This window comes from Oscillibacter acetigenes, from assembly GCF_025567605.1.
In the GTDB taxonomy this organism is placed as follows: Bacteria; Bacillota; Clostridia; order Oscillospirales; family Oscillospiraceae; genus Oscillibacter; species Oscillibacter welbionis.
The window spans coordinates 543,204-566,521 of record NZ_JAOQKG010000001.1; the positions used below are offsets into that span (position 1 = coordinate 543,204).

The 23,318-nt window shown below is 56.1% G+C and carries 19 protein-coding genes; all 19 read left to right on the top strand.

All coding sequences use genetic code 11. The features are described 5' to 3' along the window. Entirely contained in the window at window positions 1–339 is a 339-nt protein-coding gene (locus tag OCV80_RS02830) for a plasmid mobilization protein (RefSeq protein ID WP_101069705.1), read from the top strand. Window positions 340–470: 131 nt separating this feature from the next. Next, window positions 471–758, top strand: a complete 288-nt coding sequence (locus OCV80_RS02835) for a CD1845 family protein (RefSeq protein WP_136890934.1) — start codon at window positions 471–473, stop codon at window positions 756–758. Window positions 759–856: 98 nt separating this feature from the next. Next, on the top strand, window positions 857–1,450 hold the full coding sequence (locus OCV80_RS02840) for a type IV toxin-antitoxin system AbiEi family antitoxin domain-containing protein (protein ID WP_136890933.1): 594 nt from the start codon (window positions 857–859) through the stop codon (window positions 1,448–1,450). Beyond that, window positions 1,447–2,289, top strand: a complete 843-nt coding sequence (locus OCV80_RS02845; protein WP_136890932.1) for a nucleotidyl transferase AbiEii/AbiGii toxin family protein — start codon at window positions 1,447–1,449, stop codon at window positions 2,287–2,289. The genes OCV80_RS02840 and OCV80_RS02845 overlap by 4 nt, the downstream gene beginning before the upstream one ends. Before the next feature lie 43 nt (window positions 2,290–2,332). Beyond that, window positions 2,333–2,935 (top strand): Type 1 glutamine amidotransferase-like domain-containing protein, encoded by a 603-nt coding sequence (locus OCV80_RS02850; protein WP_015563755.1) that lies wholly within the window; start codon window positions 2,333–2,335, stop codon window positions 2,933–2,935. 112 nt (window positions 2,936–3,047) lie between these two features. After that, window positions 3,048–4,472, top strand: coding sequence for a relaxase/mobilization nuclease domain-containing protein (locus OCV80_RS02855; protein ID WP_136890922.1), 1,425 nt, complete (start codon window positions 3,048–3,050; stop codon window positions 4,470–4,472). A gap of 391 nt (window positions 4,473–4,863) precedes the next feature. Next, on the top strand, window positions 4,864–5,073 hold the full coding sequence (locus tag OCV80_RS02860; protein WP_181446422.1) for a helix-turn-helix domain-containing protein: 210 nt from the start codon (window positions 4,864–4,866) through the stop codon (window positions 5,071–5,073). 53 nt (window positions 5,074–5,126) lie between these two features. Continuing rightward, window positions 5,127–5,675, top strand: coding sequence for an RNA polymerase sigma factor (locus OCV80_RS02865; RefSeq protein ID WP_249390811.1), 549 nt, complete (start codon window positions 5,127–5,129; stop codon window positions 5,673–5,675). Further along, window positions 5,662–6,024 carry a DUF4179 domain-containing protein gene (locus OCV80_RS02870; RefSeq protein ID WP_136890920.1) on the top strand — a complete coding sequence of 121 codons (363 nt, stop codon included), beginning with the start codon at window positions 5,662–5,664 and terminating at the stop codon, window positions 6,022–6,024. The genes OCV80_RS02865 and OCV80_RS02870 overlap by 14 nt, the downstream gene beginning before the upstream one ends. After that, on the top strand, window positions 6,011–6,637 hold the full coding sequence (locus OCV80_RS02875) for a histidine kinase (protein ID WP_136890919.1): 627 nt from the start codon (window positions 6,011–6,013) through the stop codon (window positions 6,635–6,637). Before OCV80_RS02870 ends, OCV80_RS02875 begins: the two co-directional genes overlap by 14 nt. After that, entirely contained in the window at window positions 6,634–7,263 is a 630-nt protein-coding gene (locus tag OCV80_RS02880) for a PrsW family glutamic-type intramembrane protease (RefSeq protein ID WP_136890918.1), read from the top strand. The genes OCV80_RS02875 and OCV80_RS02880 overlap by 4 nt, the downstream gene beginning before the upstream one ends. Before the next feature lie 159 nt (window positions 7,264–7,422). Continuing rightward, a complete protein-coding gene (locus OCV80_RS02885) occupies window positions 7,423–7,776 on the top strand; it encodes a glycosyltransferase (protein WP_136890917.1) in 354 nt (117 codons plus the stop codon). Beyond that, entirely contained in the window at window positions 7,773–15,668 is a 7,896-nt protein-coding gene (locus tag OCV80_RS02890; protein WP_267288177.1) for an InlB B-repeat-containing protein, read from the top strand. Before OCV80_RS02885 ends, OCV80_RS02890 begins: the two co-directional genes overlap by 4 nt. Window positions 15,669–15,845: 177 nt before the next feature. Continuing rightward, entirely contained in the window at window positions 15,846–16,685 is an 840-nt protein-coding gene (locus OCV80_RS02895; RefSeq protein ID WP_136890914.1) for a class B sortase, read from the top strand. A gap of 294 nt (window positions 16,686–16,979) precedes the next feature. Next, complete coding sequence (locus tag OCV80_RS02900) at window positions 16,980–17,588, top strand: sigma-70 RNA polymerase sigma factor region 4 domain-containing protein (protein WP_158629704.1); 609 nt, start codon at window positions 16,980–16,982, stop codon at window positions 17,586–17,588. Between the two features lie 292 nt (window positions 17,589–17,880). After that, window positions 17,881–18,384 (top strand): DUF6870 family protein, encoded by a 504-nt coding sequence (locus tag OCV80_RS16670; RefSeq protein ID WP_449588044.1) that lies wholly within the window; start codon window positions 17,881–17,883, stop codon window positions 18,382–18,384. A 122-nt stretch (window positions 18,385–18,506) separates the two neighbouring features. Further along, window positions 18,507–20,141: a recombinase family protein gene (locus OCV80_RS02910; RefSeq protein WP_267288178.1), complete on the top strand. Its 1,635-nt coding sequence runs from the start codon at window positions 18,507–18,509 to the stop codon at window positions 20,139–20,141. 2 nt (window positions 20,142–20,143) lie between these two features. After that, window positions 20,144–21,802 (top strand): recombinase family protein, encoded by a 1,659-nt coding sequence (locus tag OCV80_RS02915; RefSeq protein WP_267288179.1) that lies wholly within the window; start codon window positions 20,144–20,146, stop codon window positions 21,800–21,802. Then, complete coding sequence (locus OCV80_RS02920) at window positions 21,787–23,313, top strand: recombinase family protein (RefSeq protein WP_136890910.1); 1,527 nt, start codon at window positions 21,787–21,789, stop codon at window positions 23,311–23,313. Before OCV80_RS02915 ends, OCV80_RS02920 begins: the two co-directional genes overlap by 16 nt. Window positions 23,314–23,318: the final 5 nt, after the last annotated feature.

Sequence of the window (23,318 nt, forward strand, 5' to 3'; positions counted from 1 at the left end):
ATGGCAAAGCGCAAACGGGATATTCAGCTCAAATTCCGCGTCACGCCGCAGGAGCGGGAAATGATTGAAACGAAGATGGCGCAGTTCGGCACCACCAACATGGCGGCGTATCTCCGCAAGATGGCGATTGACGGATATGTGGTGAAGCTCGACCTTCCGGAGCTGCGGGAGCTGGTGTCCCTGCTTCGGTATTCCAGCAACAACCTCAACCAGCTTACCCGCCGCGCTCACGAAACAGGCCGCATCTATGAGGCCGATTTGGAGGACATTCAGCAAAGTCAGGAACGGATATGGACGGCGGCAGAGAAAATCGTTTCCTCGCTGGCGGCGCTGAAATAAGTCGCAGGGGCGGCGGTCACTCCGCCGCCCCTGTTCACACAAAGCAAAAGCCTCGCATTGTTGCAAAGCGCGCGCTGTCATGGTATTCTGATATTAGAAAAGCATAACGTCTTTGAAAAGGAGGCCGTCAAATGTCCATTCTGAAAATTATCCTTGTGCCGCTATCGCTTATCCTGTCCCTGTTCGTCTGGCTGTGCGCGGGGCTGCTGTCTTGCTCCGGCTTCGCGTTCAAGCTGGCAAGCGGCCTGCTCTCCCTGTTGGCCATCGCCGTGATGATTACCTACTCTGTAAAAAATGGCATTATCCTCCTTGTGCTGGCGTTTCTAATCAGCCCGATGGGACTTCCGCTGCTGGCGGTGCAGGGACTTGGCAAGCTGCAAGACGTGAACGCTGCCATGAAAAACTTCATCCATAGTTAAAGCGCAAGCCGGGGCGATGCCTCGGCTTGCTTTTCTAAAATCGTTGTTTACTTTCTTGCTAATCTCGGATATAATATTAGCAAGAAGGAAGTGATAACATGACCGCCTACGACCGGCTTGATCTGCTTTTTCAGCAAAACAATGGGATCGTCAAAACCGCGCAGGTTTTGGAAATCGGTATTGCCAAGTCCACGTTTTACGCCTACGCCAAGCAGCGCGGCGTAGAGCAGGCCGCGCATGGCGTTTATGTTTCGCCAGATGCATGGACGGACGCCATGTACCTGCTGCACCTTCGTTGTGCGCAGGCTGTATTCTCCCATGAGAGCGCGCTGTTTTTCCATGACCTGACCGACCGGGAGCCGAATCCGTATTCCATCACGGTCAAGACCGGCTACAATCCTGCCAGCCTGCAAGCAGACGGCATCAAGGTCTACACCATCAAGAAAGAATTGCATGATGTGGGGATCGTCACGATGAACACGCCCTTTGGCAACTCGGTTCCCGTCTATGATATGGAGCGTACCATCTGCGATCTGATCCGCAGCCGTAGTGGAATCGAGATGCAGACCTTTCAGGATGCACTCAAGCAATACGCAAAACGAAAAGACAAGGACTTGCGGAAGCTGATGCGCTATGCGCAGATGTTCCGTGTTGAAAAACTGCTTCGGCAGTATTTGGAGGTACTCTTATGATTAAGACTGCACGGCAGCTCAAAGACCTGATACGCAATCTCTCCAAGGACAAATCCGCAGATGCGCAAATCCTGATGCGCAATTACATGATGGAGCGCTTTCTGGAGCGCATTTCTCTTTCGGAATATCGGGACAAGTTCATCCTTAAAGGCGGGATGCTGGTGGCTGCAATGGTCGGCCTTGACGCCCGCTCCACGATGGACATTGACGCGACCGTAAAGGGTGCGACGGTCGGCATCGAGGACGTGGAGAACATGATTGCCTCCATCATCTCCGTACCGGTGGACGATGGCGTGGGGTTCCGGGTGAAGCGCATTTCCGAGATCATGGACGAGGCCGAGTATCCGGGCATCCGTGTCAGCATGGAAACGGAGTTTGACGGCGTGATAACGCCGCTCAAGATCGACATTTCCACCGGCGACGCCATCACGCCCCGCGAAGTGCGTTACAGCTTCAAGCTGATGCTGGAGGATCGTTCCATTGAAATTTTGGCGTACAATCTGGAAACTGTTCTGGCTGAGAAGCTGGAAACTGTCGTGTCCCGCGCCACCACCAACACCCGCATGAGAGATTTCTATGATCTGCACATTCTGAGCCAGCTCCACGGCCAGAGCATCGTCCCAGCCGATCTCCGTGCGGCGCTCATTGCAACGGCCAGGAAACGCGGTACAGAGAAGTATCTTGCCGACGCGCCTGCGGCCTTTGATGAAGTTGAGGCCGACCCAAACATGGAAAAGCTGTGGCGGGCTTATCAGAAGAAGTTTTCCTATGCCGCCGACCTGTCGTGGCATACGGTCATGGAATCCATCCGCAGCCTATATGAACTGGCACGGGAGTAATAGAGAGCAGCAAATCGGAATTTATATATAAAGGAGAATATTGATGAAACTGTTTTTATGTTCGCACTTTTCAAGTGTAGGAAGTCTGATAAAGGAAGAAATTGAAAATAAAAAAGTCGCATTTATTCCAACAGCTTCGCTGCGTGAAGGCTACACCGGTTATGTCGGCTCGGCTCGAAAATTATTCAAAAAGTTGGGAGCAATCGTAACTGAAATTGATATTTCAACGGAGGCTTATTCAACGATACAGTCTGTTTTTGAAGATGCGGATGTGATATATTTTACCGGCGGAAATTCTTTTTTCCTTATAGACCAGCTCCGTAAAACGGGAACGGATGAGCTGTTGAAGAAAGAATTGGCAAAGGGAAAACTGATGATTGGTGAATCGGCAGGTGCGATTATATGCGCTCCAAGCATCCAATATATCGAGCAAATGGATGAAAAGCCGGAGGACTACTCACAAGAAGATGATGCAGGGCTTGATTTGATTGATTTCTATGTTCTTCCGCATTATCTTACAGCACCATTTAAGAAAGTTACCGAGAAAATAATGACTGAGTTTTCGGATTTGAATCTATGCCCAATTAACAACCGTCAGGGAATTGTAATTGATGGTGAAGGTTCAAAGGTTATTTGCAAAGACTAATTTGAAAATTCCAGTTTGTCGAACTATCAGTTTGCTTTTACCTCTTGCAAATTAACACATTTCAAACGGTCTGCTACGGCAGGCCGTTTGACTTTTCAAGGAGGTGTCCAACATGGCAACCACACGCCTGATGCCTCTCCACACCGGCAAAGGCCGCACGGTGGGACAGGCCATCAGCGCTATCATCGACTACACCGAAAATCCGCAAAAGACGGACGGCGGCAGGCTGATAACAAGCTGGCAGTGCGACAGCAGGATCGCCGATGCCGAGTTCCTTTTCGCCAAAAATCAATACACCCACAAGACCGGCAGAGTGCGCGGCGAGGATGATGTGATCGCCTACCATCTGCGGCAGTCCTTCGTTCCCGGAGAGATCACACCGGAGGAAGCGAACCGTTTGGGCTGTGAGCTGGCCAAGCGATTCACCAAAGGCAATCACGCCTATATCGTCTGCACCCATATCGACAAAGCCCATATTCACAATCATGTGATCTGGAACTCCACCGCACTCAGCCAGACCCGGAAATTCAGAAACTTTTGGGGCAGCAGCCGCGCCGTGCGGCGGCTCAACGATACCATCTGCATCGAGAACGGCTACTCCATCGTGGAGAATCCGAAGCGCCACGGCAAGAGCTACAACAAGTGGCTGGGCGACAAAAAGAAGCCCTCCCACCGGGAGCGGATATGCGCGGCCATTGACGATGCGCTGGCGCAAAAGCCCGACAGCTTTGAAACGCTGCTGGAGCTGCTGCGGCAGGCCGGGTATGAGGTCAAGGGCAAGAAAGTCCCGTCCCTGTTAGGCGGCGAACAGAAAAAATCCATTCGCATGGATACCCTCGGCGACGGTTATACTCCCGCAGATCTTCGTGCGGTGATTGCAGGTGAAAAGGCGCATACGCCGCGAAAGAGCGCCGCCGCACCGGTCAAACCGGAAAAGCGCAGCGGGAATCTGCTGGTGGACATTCAGACAAAATTACGCGCTGGCAAAGGTGCCGGTTATGCGCGTTGGGCGACGTTGTTCAATTTGAAGCAGATGGCACAGACGGTGGCCTATCTGCAAGACCATGAGCTTTTAGATTACGCCGTTCTCTCAGAGAAAGCGGCGGCAGCGTCCGCTCACTTCAATGAGCTTTCCGCAAGGATTAAGGCTGCGGAAAAGCGCATGGCTGAGATTGCGGTGCTGCGGGAGCATATTGCCAATTACGCCAAGACCCGCGATACCTACGTTGCCTATCGCAAGGCCGGGTACTCCAAGAAATTTCTTGCAGAGCATGAAAGCGAGATCACGATCCACAAGGCCGCAAAGAACTATTTTGATGGACTGGGCTTCAAGAAGCTGCCCACCATCAAGGCGCTGAATACCGAGTACGCCGAGCTGCTGGCGGAGAAGAAAGCCGCCTATGCCGACTACCGAAAAGCCCGTGAGGAAATGAAAGAGCTGCTGACGGCCAAGGCCAATATCGACCGTATTCTGGAGCTGGATAAGGAGCAGGAGGAAGCGAATGAACGACGGGAAAAAGAGGCAGAGCAGCGCTGAGCTGCCTGCCCATAAGCGATTTGCAAAATCGCGCAGCCGATGGATTTATCCATCGTTCCAGAACACAGTTTTTGTGTTCTGCGGGGATTGGGGCAGCGCCCCAACAAGCATGAAACAGGCGGGCTCCGTGTAAACGGAATCCGCCTGTTTTTGCAAAGTGGGTACCGCTTTGCATTGCTTGCCGCTTTCTTGCCCCCGTTCGTACCCCCGTTTTCCCCTCTACCCATACTACAATCCGAAAGGGGCGTTTTGGCCAGTTTCGGAGGACTTTTTCAAAAAATGTCGCTCCTATCCGTAACTTTTCTCTGAACACTTCGCCGGATGTCTTGTGTTTCTTCGGATATTCGTATATAATGTATCGTGTTGAGTATTATCCATGCGGAGGTGCGGTATGAACGGGATCAAGGGCTATATCTCCATTCGGGAGGCGTCTTACCGTTGGGGCGTGTCGGAGCGGCGGGTCAACCAATATTGCGCCGAGGGGCGGATCCCCGGCGCGTCCCGGTTCGGGCGCTCATGGGCGATCCCGGAAAACGCGGAAAAGCCCTCCGACCCGCGCTTCAAGGGGCAGCACCGCGATTCCGGCAGGACAAGCACCTGACGAATCCCCTCCGCATTGGAATTGGAAGCATCCGCAAAAAGGAAGTGAACGCTATGACTTGCGACGAGAGCTTGTACCGCCAATATCTGAGCGGTGACGACGAAGGGCTTAATGCCCTGATGAAAAAATACGGCGACCCCCTGACCCTGTATATCGACGGCTATCTGCACGACGTTCACGAGGCGGAGGAGCTGATGCTGGATGTTTTCGCCTATCTGTTCACGAAAAAGCCAAAAGTACGGGACGGCGGCTTCAAGGCGTATCTCTATAAGGCGGCGCGGCACATGGCACTGCGCCACAAGAGCAAGCGAAAACCGCTATTCAGCCTCGATGCGCTGACCGGTGAGCCGGACGGACGGCTGCTGGCGGAGGAGGTCATACGGACGGAGGAGCGAAACCGCATCCTGCACTTCTGCATGGATGAAATGAACCCGGACTACCGGGAGGTTTTGTACCTCACCTATTTCGAGGATATGAGCTACGCACAGGCGGCGGAGGTCACGGGGAAAACGGTAAAACAGATCACCAACATGGTGTATCGCGGAAAAGAAAGCCTGCGAAGGCTGCTGGAACGGGAGGGAATCACAAATGCGGAGTCATGAGGAGCGCGTCGCGGAGACGAAGCGGCGCATCGCCCAAATTGAGCGGGAAAAACGGCTGCGGCGCAATACGATCACCATGGCTTCTGCCGTGGCGGCGTGCCTTGTACTGCTCATCGGCGCGTCCCTTGCCATGCCCGGCATTGCCGCAAGCATCCAGACAGGCGACTACTCCGGCTTTGAAACGGCGGCCAGTATGTACGGCGGCGGCGCTGCCTTGGGATACATCGTCATCGGGCTGCTGGCGTTTTTACTCGGCGTGTGCGTGACCGTTCTGTGCTTCCGGCTGCGGCAGATGAACCGGGAGGACGGGCAGAACGAGGAAAGCGAGGATGCGCATGGAGCTGATTGAGAACCTGCTGCAACTGCTGGTCACGTTCGTGGGCGCGCTGCTCTCGGGTATCTCCTACCGGAAAAGTGGGCGACAGGCGTATTTTCTGCTGCTGTGCTTCTACGGCTGCTTTGCCCTCGGCGCGCTCTACTGGACGCTGTATCTGCTGCTGTTCGATACCACGCCGCGGGTTTTCTATGTCTCGGAGTTCGGCTGGGTGGCCAGCGTCATTTTCCTGCGCATTTTGCAGGCCACGCTCGCCAGTCAGGACGAGCGCAGCTTCCGCTGCCGCAGGGCATGGCTCGCGCCTGCGTTCGGCGTGCCGCTGCTGGCGTTCTACTGCACCTTTGGGGACATTCTCTCCAACCTGATCTGGTGCGGCATGATGATATGGCTCTCCTTCTGCGCCATTCGGGGGCTGGTCTACGCCAACGGACAGACGGGCGCGGCGCGGAATATGCGGTGCTTCCACATCGGCGTGCTGTGCTTTGCCGGTTCGGAATATCTGCTGTGGACGGCGGGCTGCTTCTGGCCGGATACCTCACCGGCAAGTCCCACCTTCTGGTGTGATATGCTACTGACGCTTGCGATTCTGGGGCTGCTGCCCGCCACGAGAAAGGCGGTGGACGCATGACCTACATCGAAAACATCTTCCTCTGCATGGTATCCCCGCTGCTGGTAGCCGCCCTGTGCATGGGCAGGCGGCAGCTCCGCTTCTTCCTGTTCTGCATTGCCGGAATGGGGGTGTGTCTGCTTTCGGCCTATATCAACACCTTCCTCGCGGCGGTGTGTCAGGCGGACGCCCTTGCCGCCACGGCGGAGATCGCGCCGGTGGTGGAGGAAATGATGAAGCTGCTGCCGCTGGTGTTCTATCTTCTGGTATTCGAGCCGGAGGGCGATAAGATCAAGCCCGCCGCCATCACGGTTGCCCTGAGCTTCGCCACCTTTGAAAACGTCTGCTATCTGATCCAGAACGGCGCAGACCGCTTCTCCTTCATTTTCTTCCGGGGCTTCGGCACGGGGGCCATGCATGTGATCTGCGGCTTGATCGTCGGCGGTGGCCTTGCATACACGTGGCAGCGGACGTGGCTGAAGATCGCAGGCACCTGCGGCCTCTTGGGCGCGGCCATCACCCTCCACGCCATCTATAATCTGCTCATCGCCTACGGCGGCGCGGCGCAGTATGTGGCCTACGCCCTGCCGGCGCTGCTGGTGGCGGCGGGAGAGCTGTCCGCTTTCCGCCTCGGGCAGAGGAAATAACCGAATAGCCACTCCCTGAGAGCTGCTTTTTGGCGGCTCTCAAATTTTTTTGAAAAATTTTGCGTTTTGGGTGAGAGTTTTTTCGATTTTTTGTACCTATATAAGTGAAGGGGTTTTTAAGCCGCATTTCAAAAAATCCAGAGAGGAGGTTCAAACGAAATGTACGATACCGCAAGACGGGTCGCACTCGTCAAGCAGCGGGTGCGGGAAAACAACCGCCGGAGGCAACGGCGCGGCATCTATGGACTGAGCGCCGCGTGTATGCTGCTGTGTGCGGCGCTGATGCAGACAGCGGGCACGGTCGTCGGGCCGGGACAGACAGCCGTATGGGGCGTGTTCGGCGCGATGCTGCTGCGGGAGGATGCGGGCGGCTATGTGCTGGTGGCTGTCGTCTCCTTTGCCGCGGCGGCGGCGATCACCGCGCTGTGCTTCCGGCTCAGAAAAAGAGAAAATCAGAAAAAAGACGGGGCGGATAAGCCGAACCGACACGAACAGGAGGGAAAAAGGACATGAAGAAACGAATCCTCAGCATCCTGCTGCTGTGCTGCATGGTGCTGACGCTGCTGCCGACAACGGCCTTCGCGGCGGGTGAAATCGACGAGCAGTTCATCCTTGCCCCCGGCGGCACCTATTACTTTGACCTCTCGGCAATGGGCATCCCCGGCACGGTGAACGATGCTCTGCCGGACAAAACAATGCGCTATGTCCCCTTTACCTATGCTGGGACAGTGGACTCCTACAAGCTCACGTCGGAGATGGCAACCACAGAGGAGTATGCACAGCAGAGCAAATATGCCCACAGCCTATTCATTGCGGATTTTGCCGTAACGCATGAGGTAAGCTGGGATAACCTGAATGCCAAAGGGCTGATTTTCGGCAAGAACTACACCGCCGGCGGTGTGAGCTATACGCTGCGTGCGCCGTCCGTGGGAAGCGATAGTGCAGGCTCGGGCGATTCCCAACACGGCACGCCCCAAAGCAACGAATGGGACAGAATACTGGATAAGAACGACGGATATATCAAAAACTGGAGCAGGATGCATTCGTGGGGGCAGGATATTTCGCGCTCTTCGTGGACGAGCCGTGCGGTTCGCGGGTACAGTTCGGCCCGCTTCTGGGGCTACAACCGTGCTACGCGCTCCAGTCCGTACGTCGGTTTCCGCCCCGTCCTTGAAATCCTGAACCCCGGCACACTGGGCTCTGACGGACTGAAGGCCGTTACCCTTGACCTTGGCGGCGGCAAGCTGGGCGGCAGCTCTGAGGATATTCAAATCATTGTGAAAAAGGGCAGCGAATTTACCGCGCCTGCGTCCGACGGTCTGACCCGCCCGGAGGGAAATACCGACAGTTATTTTCAGTGGCTTGGCAGCGATGGGAAACTGTACGCGCCCGGCGATAGCGTTCCGGCGGATGTAATCAAGCTGACGGCACAGTTTGATGAGCAGTTTACCCTCACTCCCGGCGGCGTCTATTACTTTGACCTCTCCGGCGTGAGCATTCCCGGCACGGCAAACGGCTCTCTGCCGGACAAAACAATGCATTATGTCCCCTTTACCTATGCCGGGACAGTGGACGCCTACAAGCTCACATCAGAGATGGCCACCACCGAGGAGTATGCAGAGCAGAAAAAATATGCCCATAGCCTGTTCGTGGCGGACTATGCCGTAACGCATGCGGTAAGCTGGGATAACCTGAATGCCGAAGGGCTGATTTTTGGCAAAGGCTACGCCACCGGCAGCGTGGACTATACGCTGCGTGCGCCGTCCGGGGGAAGTGGTGGTACAGGCTCGGGTGATTCAGAACGCGGCACGCCCCAAAGCAACGAATGGGACAGGATACTGGACAAGGACGACGGATATATCAAAAACTGGAGAAATATAGGTTCCTGGGGACAAGATACTTTACCCAATACGCTATCGAACCGTGTGATTCGCGGCCGGTACGATTTGCCCCGCAAATATGCCGGCGCCAATACTACGCTCTCCTTCCCGTTCCTCGGTTTCCGCCCCGTCCTTGAAGTCCTGAACCCCGGCACGCTGGGCTCTGACGGGCTGAAAGCCGTTACCCTTGACCTTGGCGGCGGAAAATTGGGAGGAAGCTCGGATACTATCCAGATCATTGTGAAAACCGGCGAGAGCTTTACCGCGCCTGCGTCCGAAGGTCTGACCCGCCCCGACGGAAATACCGGCAGCTACTTCGAGTGGCTTGGCAGCGATGGCGAGCTCTACGCTCCGGACGATAATGTTCCGGCGGACGTAACCAAGCTGACGGCGCAGTTTGTTCCCCCAGAGCAGTTCAACCTCGCTCCCGACGGCACCTATTACTTTGACCTCTCCGGCGTGAGCATTCCCGGCACGGCGAACGGCTCTCTGCCGGACAAAACAATGCATTATGTCCCCTTTACCTACGCCGGGACAGTGGACGCCTACAAGCTCACATCGGAGATGGCAACCACCGAGGAGTATGCAGAGCAGAACAAATATGCCCACAGCCTGTTTGTGGCGGACTATACCGTAACGCATACGATAAGCTGGAATGACCTGAACACCGCAGGGTTGATTTTTGGCAAAGACTACACCGCCGGCGGTGTGGACTATACGATGCGTGCGCCATCCGAGGGAAGTGATTATACAGGCTCAGGTGATTCAGAACGCGGCACGCCCCAAAGCAACGAATGGGACAGGCTGCTGGACAAGGACGACGGATATATCAAAAACTGGAACGGGATTTTTTCGTGTGGACAAGATACTGTGATCAGATTGCCGTGGCGCCGTACGGTTCGCGGGCACTATTCGAGCCGCTTCTGTGGCCACCGCGACGCTGCGGGCCAAAACCCGCAGGTCGGTTTCCGCCCCGTCCTCGAGGTTTTGAACCGTGACACGATAGGTCCTGACGGGCTGAAAACCGTTACTCTTGACCTTGGCGGCGGCAAGCTGGGCGATGAAAGCAGCATTCGGATCATCGTGAAAAACGGCAGCGAATTTACCGCGCCTGCGTCCGACGGTCTGACCCGCCCGGAGGGAGCTACAGGCAATTACTTTAAGTGGCTTGGCAGCGACGGCAAGCTCTACGCGCCCGGTGATAGCGTTCCGGAGGATGTAACCACGCTCACGGCGCGGTTTGTGCCAGACACCTATACCGTCATCGTGACCACGGACAGTCTGCCGGACGGCAAGACAGGCAAGGCTTACAGCCATACCCTGACCGCCATCGGCGCAGCGCCCATCACATGGAGCATTGATGAAGGCGCTCTGCCTGCCGGTTTACGTCTGAACGAAAAAACCGGAGAAATCAGCGGCATACTCACTGCGGCGGGAACCGCCACCTTCACCGTCAAGGCAGAAAACAGCGAGGGCAGCGACACAAGGGCGCTGAGCATTACCGTGAACAACGCTGTCGAGCAAACCCCCGTGCGCTATCTGGACGCGGACGGCAAGGAGCGCTTCTGCACCGAATACACGGTGCTGGAAAGAGTTATTATCGAGGATTTTTTCAATAGCGACAACAAGTGGTACGATATGCCCGCAGGCTGGTACGTGGTGGAGGGCGACGTGACCATCACGCCCCGCTTGGACACCCACGGCGCGGTCAATCTGATTTTGAAGGACGACTGCCACCTCACGGTACCGTGGGGCATCAACGTGAAGGAGGGCGACACCTTCACCATATACGCCCAGAGCACCGCTGAGGCATCCATGGGCAAGCTGACGGCGTGCCTCCCGGAGCTGTCTGATCATGAAAAGAGTGTGTGGCCTGTGGCTGGACTGTCCGGCATCGGCGCCGGTGTGCGCGTGTGGGCTGCCAACGACAACTACTATGAAAACGAGGGTACGATCATCATCAACGGCGGCAATATCCACGCCAAAGGACAGCAGGGCTCCTCCGCCATCGGCGGATCGGATTATGATCGCAACGTTTCCTCCGACGGAGATACGCCTGGCAATCTCAGGCAAGGCGGCAGCATCACCATCAATGGCGGCGTTGTCCGTACCGAACCCTTTGCCTTGCCGGAAGGCAATCCTCTTGCTGTGGACAGCGTAGGGATCGGCACATGCCAAATGGGATATGGCGGCAGCGTCACCATCAACGGCGGAACGGTCATCGCCGAGGCTACCTGCGATGCGATCACCACAGGATATGGCGGCACGATCACCATCAACGGCGGCGATGTAACCGCCATTGGGGGCGTCAACAACTTTGGAGAAAATTCGCACAGGGTGCTCTCCGGAAACGGAATCGGGCCGTATGAGAGCGGCAGCGTCATCATCAACGGCGGCACGGTCAAGGCAACTGCCAAGGGAGAGGGCTTCGGCATCGGCGGAGCCAGAATTTATAACACCGGGGCAATGACCGTTACCATCAATGGCGGAGAGATAGAAGCCACGGCCAATCACAATAACGCCGCCATTGGCGATAAAGGCAACGGCAAGAGCGGCGTTACCATCAACGGCGGCGTCATCCATGCGGTCGGAAAAGGCGGTGCGGCAGGCATCGGCAGTAAGGGCGACATTCGCATCACTGGCGGTGAGCTCACCGTTTCCGCCGAGGGCAGCGGCGCAGCCATCGGCGGCTTTACGGACAGCTATTCCGAGCGTGTGGATTGCAAAAGCATCACCATCAACGGCAATGCGATCAAATCCATTTCCAGTAAGGACGGCGCCTGCATCGGCGGAGCTGCCGGCGGAAGCGTCGGAAGCATCACCATTTCGGACGCAGAGCTTCCGCTTCTCAGCAGCGAAAAGGTCCTGATCGGCTGGGACGCAGACTCGCCGGGTGGGAAGCTCACCATCCGAAACTGCCGCGTTGAATCCACGGACATACCCACCACTCATACCGACGGGATCCGCGTGGGCAGCAATAGCGAGATCGTTATTGAAAACGGCGAGATCAGGCTGCCGCATTTGAGAGGCATTCGCGTCGGCGGCAATGGGAGCATCGCCATCCGGGATTCCGATCTGCACACCTACGGTATTTTCATGGACGAAACCGTGCAATCACCGAATGATGCAAAGACGCTGAAAAAGCTGGAGATCACGGACAGCATCGTGTTGACGGGCGATATCATCGGCGCACGTGGAGAATATTCTTCCGTTGAAGAGATCGTGATCCGCGGCAGCAGCATCCGCCTGAACGATGAGTACACCTATAATCGCTGCACGATTGGCGGCGGCGAAAAGGCTTCCTTTGGCAGCATCGACATTCAGGACAGCCAAATCGATAGTAGGTCTTCAGTCAACGCGGTTATCGGCAACGGTACACAATCCCAATCCTATGGTGAGAGCCGTATCCGCATTGCGAACAGCCAGGTGTCCGTTCGCAATGAATTGTTCGGCCCCGCCATCGGCGCGGCGTATGGCTCAAGTGGAGGCCAGATAAATATTCTTATTGAAAACAGCACCGTGACCGCAAAGGGCGGCAATTTGAGGTCTGGTACCGACTATATTCCCGGCATCGGGAAAAACTCGTCTGGCAGAGCTTCAGAGATTGGAAAGATTCAAATTCTGAACAGCACGGTGGAATCCTTCCGGCTTGAGGAAAAGGACGGCACAAACTATGTCTATGACAAGCTGCACACAAAGGAGCTGCCCGGTATTCCGGCGGAAAACATCACCATCTGCGGCAGCACCGTCAACGGAAAGACCATTGACCATAGCCCTGACGAGTACGGCAAATGCGCGCTCTGCGACAAGTATGATCTTGGATACTGCTATGAGCATGGGCTTTTGACGCTCGAGGGGCTGACGGACTGCGCCCATGACGGCAGCGAAAAGAAGCTGACGGGGCTTTCCCATCAGACGGGCGAGAACAAAACGAAGCAGCTTACGGAGAACACGGACTACACCGCCATCTATTCCAACAACGTCCATCCCTACACCCTCACACCGGGCGACGAGGGCTTTGACAGCAAAAAGGCTCCCAAGGTGACGCTGTACGGCACGGGAAACTACTGCGGCAAGGCGGAGCACTACTTCACCATCAGCACAGAGGCCCCCGCAGCCGAGCACACCGTCACCGTGAGAACGGATGGAAACGGAACGGCTTCCGCATCTTATGCAAAAGCCGCGGCCGGCACGGAGATCACCCTGACCGCTACGCCCAACGAGGGCTACCACTTCAAGGAGTGGGAGGTCATGAGCGGCGGCGTGACCATCAAGGACGATAAGTTCACTATGCCGAGTGCCAACGTGGAGGTTAAAGCCATCTTCGAGAAAGATGCACCTCCCGCGCCCACCGAATTTACCATCACCGTGAGAACGGACGGGAACGGAACGGCTTCCGCATCTCATGCAAAAGCCGTGGCCGGCACGGAAATCACCCTGACCGCCACGCCCAACGAGGGCTACCGCTTCAAGGAGTGGCAAGTCATCAGCGGCGGCGTGACCATCAAGGACGACAAGTTCCTCATGCCGAACGACAACGTGGAGGTCAAGGCTATCTTCGAGGAGGACGCACCTCCCGTGCCCACCGATCCCGCAAAGCCCAACATCAGCGTAACGGGAACATATACCTATAACGGCTCTGTGCATACCGCGACCGTGAACGGCTATGATCTCGCTACTATGGACATCTCCGGCAACACCGGCACGGACGCGGGCGATTACACCGTTAGCGTCACATCCAAGACCGGCAAATGGGTGGACGGCAGCACCGATGCCGTGACCGCAGCGTGGAGCATCGGCAAAGCCACGCGGGAAGCTCCTGACGGCTTGATCGGTGTCGCGCCCATCACCGTGGGCGGCAGCGACGGCAAAATCAGCGGCGTGACTGATAAGATGGAATACCGTATGGCAGGCGAAAGAAGCTATACGGCGTGCAGCGGCACGGAGATTGATAACTTGTCCGCTGGCAATTACTTCGTCCGCTATGCGGAGGATAACAACCACTTTGCCAGCACCGATGCGGAAGTCACTGTGGGTGAGGGTACGCCGCTTGCGGATTGCACAATCACCTTCAGCGGCAACGGCGGCAGCGGCAGCATGGGTCCCGTGATCGTCAAGGCAGAGACAAATTACATCCTGCCCGTCTGCGGCTTCACCGCTCCCACCGATCAGGAGTTCAAGGCTTGGGAGATTAGCGGCACGGAGTACAAGGTAGGCGATACCTATACCGTGAGCGGGGACACAGAGATCAAGGCGCTGTGGGAAAACAGCGTTATTACCCCCACCACCTACACCGTCACCGTCAGCAATGACGGAAACGGCACCGGCACCGCAACTCCTTCCACCGCTGCGACCGGCACGGAGATCACCCTGACCGCCATGCCCAAAGAGGGCTACCACTTCAAGGAGTGGCAAGTCATCAGCGGCGGCGTGACCATCAAGAACAACAAGTTCCTCATGCCGAACGACAACGTGGAGGTCAAGGCCATCTTCGAAAAGGACGCGCCTGCACCCACCGAGTACACGATCACCTATGATCTGGCCGGCGGCACTGCGGAGGGCAATCCCGACACCTACACCATCGAGACGAGGACTTTCACCCTCAAGAATCCTACCAAATCCGGCTATACCTTCACCGGCTGGAGCGGCACGGGGCTTGACGGCGAGAACAATATGACCGTCACCATCCCAACGGGCAGCACTGGCAACCGAACCTATACGGCACACTGGCGTTATAATGGCAGCGGCCATTCTTACAGCTATTACACCATCAAGGCAACTGCCGGGGCTGGCGGCTCCATTTCTCCCTCCGGCAATGTCAGCGTCCGTGAGGGCCGGGATCAGACCTTCACCATCACCCCGGATAAGGGCTATGCTGTCGCCAACGTCAAGATCGACGGCAAGAGCATCGGCGCGGTGAAGTCCTACACCTTTGAGAATGTCAGCAGAACCCATACCATCGAGGTCATCTTTATGAAAGCCAACGGCAACCCCCAGACCGGCGTGTTTGTGGATGTAGCCACCGGCAGCTATTATGAGGATGCTGTGGATTGGGCAGTGGAGAACGGCATTACCAAGGGAACCGATGATACCCATTTCTCCCCGGACGGCATCTGCACCCGTGCGCAGGCCGTGACCTTCCTGTGGCGCACCGCTGGAAGCCCCGCCTCTAAAACCAGCACCATGCCCTTCACCGACGTTCCTGTGGGCAGCTACTACTACGACGCTGTGCTGTGGGCAGTAGAAAACGGCATCACCAAGGGCACCAGCGACACCACGTTCAGCCCCAACATGACCTGCTCCCGTGCCCAGATCGTCACATTCCTGTGGCGTTCTGAGAAGTCCCCGACAGCGGGTACAGCCAATCCCTTTGCTGATGTGAAGTCCACCGCCTACTATGCTGATGCGGTATTGTGGGCGGTCAAGGAGAACATCACCAAGGGAACCACCAGCACGACATTCAGCCCCAATGCGGATTGCACCAGAGCGCAGATCGTGACCTTCCTCTGGCGCTGCAAGAAGTGACCGGCTGACATACGGCTAAACATCAAAGCCGCTGGCATGACCCCATAAGCGAACATCGGACAGCGCAGCGGACGGGCATCTCGCCCTGAAGCTGCGCTGTTCTCTTTTCGCTACAAGAAACAAATCAATGACATTTTGAGCTGCGCCGCTATCCCAGCGCGGCAAGGAGACAGCATTATGAAAAGAATCACAAGAATCATTCGTCCGATCATCTGCATGGCCGTCCTTCTCTTTGCCATGACCACGGCAGTCATGGGCTGCTATCAGAAAGGGACGGAGCCTATCGACATTCCCGACAGAACGCCTTCCGGCACATCTGCGTCTCAGCCATCAGCGACTCCCGCGGGCGAAGTTATCCCCTCGGTGGACAGGCAGGCAGAGTTGGCGGAAGCCAGAGCGAAGAATCCCGACACCGTGGCATGGCTGTATATCCCCGGTGCGGAGGTAGACGATCCCGTGATGCAGGCGGAGGACAACGGCTATTACCTGAAGCTGGATGAAAACGGTGAGTATGCCATGTGGGGCTGCTATTATGCCCATTGTGAAAACGAAATCGGCGGCAGGGATAAGCTGGACAAAAACACCACTGTTTTCGGTCACTCCGCCAGCAACTGCGACCCGGACGGTGTGCGGTTCACCAAGCTCTACCGTTATATGGACGCAGACTTTGTAAAGGAGCATCCGTATATCTATCTCTCTGTGGATGGCGAGGACATGATTTTCCAGATCACCGCGCTATTCGTCACGGATATTGGCTTTGACTATATTGCGCCTGATCCCACGGGAGATGATCTGACCAGCTTCTTTGAGACGATTGCGCGGAAAAACTGGCTTGACTTTGATGGCGTGACCTTCTCCGAGGAAGATACCGTTCTGACCCTCTCCACCTGCTGCCGGAAGTATGACAAGGCCAACAGCGGCAATCAGCGGCTGGTGGTCATGGCAAAGCTGCTGCCGGAGGGGGCAACCGCGCAGGAGTTCAGCGTATCCCTTGTGGATAGTCCTGAAATGCCCTAAAAGAAATCAGAATACGACGATAACAGGACACCCATCCTTGCGGTACTGAAAAGCAGCGTATGGTATAGGGAAAACGGCGGCTGCTCTGTACGGGGCGGCCGTTGTTTTTGCTGTCCCAACATTTTTCAGATGAAAGGGACCTATGCGTATGACAGGAGAGCACAGGAGGTGCCGCTAATGCTGCGGCAACAAGCCGCGCCGGGAGCATAGCCGGACGATACCCGGACACCGTAGGATACCTATGCCCTCCGACAGCCGCCGACAATTTCCATACTGAACCGCACCGAAGCGCCCATGCAGGCTTTTATGCCTGTGTGGGCGCTTTTTGTCGTTCCCGGCACTTTTTCGCCGTGGGCTGCCGCTCCCCGCCGCCCTTCGTTCAGACCTTTTTACCCACTCGGATCTGAACGGAGGAACAAAATGTTTAATAGAAAAAGCATCTATGCGCTGAATAAGAAAGACCCCGATGCCATCGTTTATATGGACGCCAATGAAGTCATCGTCCGCCTGACCCGCGAGGACTTTGCCAGCGAGAAAGAATTTCTGAAATGGAAAGCCCTGTCGGACGAGGACTATCACGCCTCCGAAAAGGAAGCTCACGTCTATGCCAATCACACGCTTGCGTTGGATGAGCTATCCGAGGAAGCGGCCTCCATTCCTGCCGTGGATGTCTGCATGGAGCAGGCGCATGACCGGGCAGAGGCAATCCACCGCAGCGTCAGAAAGGTCACGCAGATTCGGAAGCACCTGACGGATACGCAGTTCCGCAGGGTGTGGATGTATTTCGTGGATGGGATGACGGTTGATGAGATTGGCGCAGCCGAGGGTGTCAGCCATCAGAATATTTCCAAGAGCATCGGCGCGGCGATGAAGAAAATGAAAAAACTTTTCCCTGATTGCTGAAAACAGGGTGCAAAAGTGGCCCAAAATCGGCGATAGGTGAAGGGACATTCTCCACGAAGCCTTTCACCGAACGTTGAAAACTGAATAGACCATGATGCAGGCACAAAACCCGCGTGATAGCGGCATAAGGTGCGCCGCCACGACGATGGCTTCAAGGAGGTGATTCCGGAAAAGCCATCCGAGCGATCTACGCAGCCTTAGACCCGATTCGGCAAATTGGGCGCGATGACAGCGCGGCGGATAATGAAACTTGCTCACGCCCTCCCACAGACTTGAGGGGGAACCCTGCGGTATGCGCCAGCTCTTTGAGGCAGCGGTAACGTGGAGTTATGACAGCCCTGCCAAGGGCGGCCTGCATCATGCCCACTATCCGGGGCGCGTGGCAAATAGGATGGATCTTCTCAAATGGACAAGCAGAGCGGCTGCGCCGGTATTCGCCATTATGTTATGTGGCTCCAATTCTGCCCGCGCAGCCGCCTCTCAAAGTCAGATACCATGCGCTGACGGCCTTTCCCGTCAGCGCATTCATGTGACCTTGAGGAAACCCACCAAACCGAGAAAGGAGATCGCCATGATGCAGCCAACGCCAAACGAAACCCGAACCCACACGGATGAACTGGTGGACATCCGGGAAGTATCCGTAGACAAAAATCTTCCCAAGGAAGAACGCATTGCCGCCTTTATCCGCCAGATCAAAAATCCTTACCGCTTCCGCTGCGGCGATTTCGTGGTAAACGCCTGCTTTGCCGGGAACGGTGTTACGTTAGAGGAATGTCTGCAAGGCATTTTGCGCTGAGCGGCATCCTCGCTTTTTTCCGCAGAGAGTGCTATGATTGGTGTGGAAAAGGATGAAAACCAAATAGCCAGATAACCACTCTTTTCATGCGGGAGCAGTCCGGGAGAAAGGAGTGCTTTTTCATGCCCAAATACAAAGCCGCCGCTTATATCCGCCTGTCCTACACCGACGATCATTCCAGCGAAAGCGACAGCGTTTCCAATCAGCGCAAGCTCATTGAAAACTTTGTGGAGCACAACCCGGATATTGAGGTCGTTTCCGAAAAGATCGACGATGGATACAGCGGCATCATCTTCGACCGCCCCGCATTCAAGGAAATGATGCAGGATGTCACCGACGGCAACATCAACTGCGTCATCGTAAAAGACCTCTCCCGGCTGGGGCGTGAGTACATCGAAACAGGCCGGTATCTGCGCCGGGTATTCCCGGCCTATGGGGTGCGCTTCATTGCCATCACCGACAGCATCGACACCGCCCACGACAGCGGCGATGATCTGACCGTATCGGTCAAGAACATTATGAACGAAGCCTACTGCCGGGACATTTCCATCAAGACCCGCACCTCTCTGGACGTGAAGCGGCGCAACGGCGATTTCGTCGGCGCGTTCCCGGTGTACGGCTACATGAAAACCGAGGACAACAAGAATTTGCTCGTCCCTGACCCCTACGCCGCCCGCGTTGTCTGCGACATCTTCCGTATGCGGCTGGAGGGCGCAAGCGCCTCCAAGATCGCATCAGAGCTGAACCGGCTGGGCATTCTCTCTCCGCTGGCATACAAGAAGAACAACGGTCTGCCCTACGCGAAAAAGGGATACGCGGACAAGGCTGACTGCAAGTGGTCGGCTACCACCATTATCCGCATCTTGCAGGACGAAACCTACACCGGAACGCTGGTGCAGGGCAAACAGGGTACGCCGCATTACAAGATCAAGCAGATGGAGCAGCGCCCCGCCTCCGAGTGGGTGCGTGTTCCGGATGCCCATGAAGCGCTGATTGCCCGTCAGGATTTTGAGCTGGTGCAGCGCATTAAGGGACTGGATACCCGGACTTCTCCCAACGAGGATACGGTGTACCTGTTCTCCGGTATTCTGATCTGCGGGTGCTGCGGAAGCCGCATGACCCGCAAGACCAACCGTGCGAACGGCAAGGAGTACCACTACTATTATTGTCCTACCGGCAAGAAAAAGGGCTGCGCCCATCCGGTCATGCTGAAAGAAAGCAGCCTGATCGACTGTGTGCGGGACAGCCTGAAAGCCTATATCGGCAATATTGCTTCTCTGGAGGCGCTGCTGACCGGCATTGACCAGACCAGCATCAATCAGGCGCTTGCCAAGGAATACAGCGACCACATCACCGACAACGAGCGCCGGTTGGAGCAGGTGCTGGAGTTCAAGGCACGGCTTTATGAGAGTCTTGTGGGGGGTATGCTTACCAAGGAAGAATACGCTTCCTATAAGGCAAAGTACACCAAGCAGGCTGAGGACATCCGCGAGAGCGTCCGCGTTCTCAAGGAAAAACTCACGGAGGTGCTGGAAAACCGGAGTGAGCGCAACCGCTGGATTTCACAGTTTACGCAGTTCTCCACGCTGGAAACCTTAGACCGCAGGGCGCTCATTCACATGGTACAGAGCATCCGCGTCCGTGGGAAGAAGGAGCTGGATATTACCTTTACCCATGAGGACGAATACAAAAAGGCGTTGCAGCTTCTGGCGCTGGCAGTGCAGCAGAAAGATTACGAACAGAGAAAGGTGGGCTGAGCATGGCGAGAAAAAGCAGGAAAGAAACGGCTGCGGTAGTCGTGCAGGAGGCCGACGCCGCTTGCCGCGCCGCGATCTACGTCCGCCTTTCGGTGGAGGATACCCACACGCACAGCGTATCCATTGAAACCCAGCAGATGATTATTGCCCGCTATCTGGAGCAGTACCCGGAGATCAGCGTATACGATACCTATATCGACAACGGCGCGACCGGGACAAACTTCCACCGTCCGGGCTTTCAGCAGATGCTCTCGGATATTGAGGCCGGTCATGTAAACTGCGTGATTGTCAAAGACCTTTCCCGTTTGGGACGAAACACCATCGACACCGGCTACTACATCGAGCAGTATTTCCGCATCCGCAGCATCCGCTTTATTGCGGTCAATGAAAACTTCGACACCGCCAACCCAGAGGATGCCCATTCCGGTATCATCATCCCGCTGCGGAACATGATAAACGAAGCCTACGCTTTGGACATCGGGCGCAAGATCAGGGCGCAGCAGCGGCAGGCCATGAAAGACGGCAAGTTCATCGGCGCGCGCACTCCCTACGGCTATCTGAAAGCCGAGGACGATTGCCACCAGCTTATCATTGACCCCGTTGCTGCCGTTGTGGTGCAGCGGATGTTCCGTTGGGCTTCCGAGGGTGCTGGCCTGAATACCATCGCCGTGCGGCTGAATGAGGCGGGCGTTCTCACCCCCAGCCACTACAAGAAGATGCAGGGCAAGATCACCCACGAAAATTTGCTCGGCAGCGGCAAGTGGCAGACCCGAACGGTCGGCGTTATTCTCCGCTCCGAGGTCTACACTGGAGATCTCGTTCAGGGGCAGACCAAAACCGTGGATCACCGGCAGGTCAAGGCCGATGCCGAGGAATGGACGGTCGTGCGGGACACCCATGAGGCTATCATCAGCCGGGAACAGTTCGCAGCGGTGCAGGAAATTCTCAATCAGACCGCCAGCCGCGCCAAGGCACGGGAGGTCAAAGCCTACACGCCGAATTTGCTCAAAGGCAAGGTGTTCTGCGCCCATTGCGGCGGCAGCCTGCACCGGCAGAGAAATATCCTCAAGAAGTCTGACGATGTGTACTTCTACCATTGTCTGAGCCAGAGCCGAATCAGCAAGGATGCCTGCCCCGGCGTGACCATCCGCGAGGATGCGTTGCTGGATATGTTGGCAGATATGCTTCAGGACGCGCTTGATACGGCGCTGGGGCAATACACCCTCTCCCTTGCAGAACTGCCCCGGCAGGCCGCTGACCGCGCTGAGCTGCGGGAGAAGATCACCAGCCGCAAACAGGAAATCCAGCGGCTTCGCGGTATCGTGCGGAGCCTGTATGAAAACCTTGTTCAAGGCGTTCTCACCAAGGATGAATATTTCGACTACAAGGAAAAGTACGAAAGCCGCATTGCCGATCTTGCCGTGGAAATGGAACAGTTGGAGGACGGTCTGCGGACAATGGATGCCCAAACCAAGCAGCACCGGGCGCTGAAACAGGATGCTGCACAGATCAAGACCGACCGTGCGCTGACCGGTGCGCTCATTGAGCGGCTGATCGACCGCATTGAGGTATCCCACAATAAGCAGATCACGGTGCGCTATCGCTTCCAGAGCGAGTTTGAAACCTATGCGGAGGTGCTGGAACAATGCAGAAATATGTGATTGCCCTCTACATACGCCTCTCCATTGAGGACTACAAGTACGACAGTCTGAGTATTGAAAATCAGAGCCTTGTCCTCCATGAGTACGCAGCTTCCATGCCGGAAGCTCTGAACGCGGAGATCATGGAGTTCATCGACAACGGATATAGCGGTACAAATTTTGAGCGTCCGCAGGTGCAGAAGCTCATTGAGCTGGTGCGGGCCAATCAGATCGACTGCATCATTGTCAAGGATTTTTCCCGTTTCGGGCGCAACAGCATTGAAACTGGATACTTCATCGAGCGTGTGTTCCCACTGTTCCATACCCGCTTCATTTCCATCAGCGACGATTTTGACAGCAGCAAATTCAAGGGCGACACCGGCGGCATGGATGTGGCGTTCAAGTATCTCATCAGTGAGTATTACAGCCGCGATATGTCCATCAAGACCAAGAGCGCAAAGTACGCCAAGATGCAGCGAGGCGAGTATCAGAGCAAGATTTGTCCTTACGGCTACCGCAAAAGCGCCGATGGCAGAATGGAGCCTGACCCGGAGGCCGCTGCCGTTGTGCAGCTCATCTTCCAGCTTGCCGCCGAGGGCATCAACGCCACCGCCATCACGCGGGAGCTGTTTCGCAGAAGCATCCCCACTCCCGGCCAGTACAAAGCCGCGCACGGCAATCACACCCATGATATTTCCCGCTGTCACGGGATTTGGAGTACATCCACTATTCTCCGCATTTTGGAGGATGAACGCTACACCGGCGTGTATGTGATCGGCAAGCGGGCGGTTCTCGAAGTAGGCGGCACCAGAAGCCACCTGAAGGACAGAGAATCATGGTACATCATCCCTGACCATCACCCGGCCATCGTAGAGAAAGCCGTGTTTGATACCGTGCAGGCCAGCCAGCTCCGCTTTTCCCAGCCAAACAAGAAAAAGCGGGACTACCCGCTGAAAGGCAAAGCCTTCTGTGGCTGCTGCGGTCATGCGCTGTCCCGCACCATGCAGAAAACCTCGTATTATTACTGCCGCCATTCCGAGGCGGACGTAGAAAGCCGCTGTCACAAGATGCGTCTGAACGCCGCAGAGCTGGAACAAGCGGTATTCCTGACGCTGAAAAAGCAGATGGAAGCCGCCGCACCGTTTGCCCCGGACGGTTCGCTCCGGGTGGATGCCTCCGTACCGGAACGCGCCGAATATGAGCAGCAGATCGAGACGCTGCAAGACGGCAAGCGCACACTTTACGAACACTATCTTATGGGCGAGATTGACCTTAACACCTACAAGGCGGAAAAGGCCGCGTGTAACGAGCTGCTGCTGAAAACAAAAAACGCCTATGCCGCAGTATTGGCACAGGCGAAACAGAAGCAGGACGAACAGGCACGGCAGGACAGCCGCAAGGAAGCGTCCAAGGCGATTTTCGATGCGGACACGCTGACCACCGAGCTGGCCGAGCTGTTGATCGACCGGGTGCTGGTATATCCCGATAAGCGCATCGAGATCGCATACAAAATCCAGGACATTTTTGATTGAGGTGG

Bases quoted from the DNA above. Each gene is read 5' to 3' on its own strand.
- OCV80_RS02830 (WP_101069705.1), top strand. From the start codon at position 1: ATGGCAAAGCGCAAACGGGATATTCAGCTCAAATTCCGCGTCACGCCG.
- OCV80_RS02835 (WP_136890934.1), top strand. From the start codon at position 471: ATGTCCATTCTGAAAATTATCCTTGTGCCGCTATCGCTTATCCTGTCC.
- OCV80_RS02840 (WP_136890933.1), top strand. From the start codon at position 857: ATGACCGCCTACGACCGGCTTGATCTGCTTTTTCAGCAAAACAATGGG.
- OCV80_RS02845 (WP_136890932.1), top strand. From the start codon at position 1,447: ATGATTAAGACTGCACGGCAGCTCAAAGACCTGATACGCAATCTCTCC.
- OCV80_RS02850 (WP_015563755.1), top strand. From the start codon at position 2,333: ATGAAACTGTTTTTATGTTCGCACTTTTCAAGTGTAGGAAGTCTGATA.
- OCV80_RS02855 (WP_136890922.1), top strand. From the start codon at position 3,048: ATGGCAACCACACGCCTGATGCCTCTCCACACCGGCAAAGGCCGCACG.
- OCV80_RS02860 (WP_181446422.1), top strand. From the start codon at position 4,864: ATGAACGGGATCAAGGGCTATATCTCCATTCGGGAGGCGTCTTACCGT.
- OCV80_RS02865 (WP_249390811.1), top strand. From the start codon at position 5,127: ATGACTTGCGACGAGAGCTTGTACCGCCAATATCTGAGCGGTGACGAC.
- OCV80_RS02870 (WP_136890920.1), top strand. From the start codon at position 5,662: ATGCGGAGTCATGAGGAGCGCGTCGCGGAGACGAAGCGGCGCATCGCC.
- OCV80_RS02875 (WP_136890919.1), top strand. From the start codon at position 6,011: ATGGAGCTGATTGAGAACCTGCTGCAACTGCTGGTCACGTTCGTGGGC.
- OCV80_RS02880 (WP_136890918.1), top strand. From the start codon at position 6,634: ATGACCTACATCGAAAACATCTTCCTCTGCATGGTATCCCCGCTGCTG.
- OCV80_RS02885 (WP_136890917.1), top strand. From the start codon at position 7,423: ATGTACGATACCGCAAGACGGGTCGCACTCGTCAAGCAGCGGGTGCGG.
- OCV80_RS02890 (WP_267288177.1), top strand. From the start codon at position 7,773: ATGAAGAAACGAATCCTCAGCATCCTGCTGCTGTGCTGCATGGTGCTG.
- OCV80_RS02895 (WP_136890914.1), top strand. From the start codon at position 15,846: ATGAAAAGAATCACAAGAATCATTCGTCCGATCATCTGCATGGCCGTC.
- OCV80_RS02900 (WP_158629704.1), top strand. From the start codon at position 16,980: ATGCAGGCTTTTATGCCTGTGTGGGCGCTTTTTGTCGTTCCCGGCACT.
- OCV80_RS16670 (WP_449588044.1), top strand. From the start codon at position 17,881: ATGCGCCAGCTCTTTGAGGCAGCGGTAACGTGGAGTTATGACAGCCCT.
- OCV80_RS02910 (WP_267288178.1), top strand. From the start codon at position 18,507: ATGCCCAAATACAAAGCCGCCGCTTATATCCGCCTGTCCTACACCGAC.
- OCV80_RS02915 (WP_267288179.1), top strand. From the start codon at position 20,144: ATGGCGAGAAAAAGCAGGAAAGAAACGGCTGCGGTAGTCGTGCAGGAG.
- OCV80_RS02920 (WP_136890910.1), top strand. From the start codon at position 21,787: ATGCAGAAATATGTGATTGCCCTCTACATACGCCTCTCCATTGAGGAC.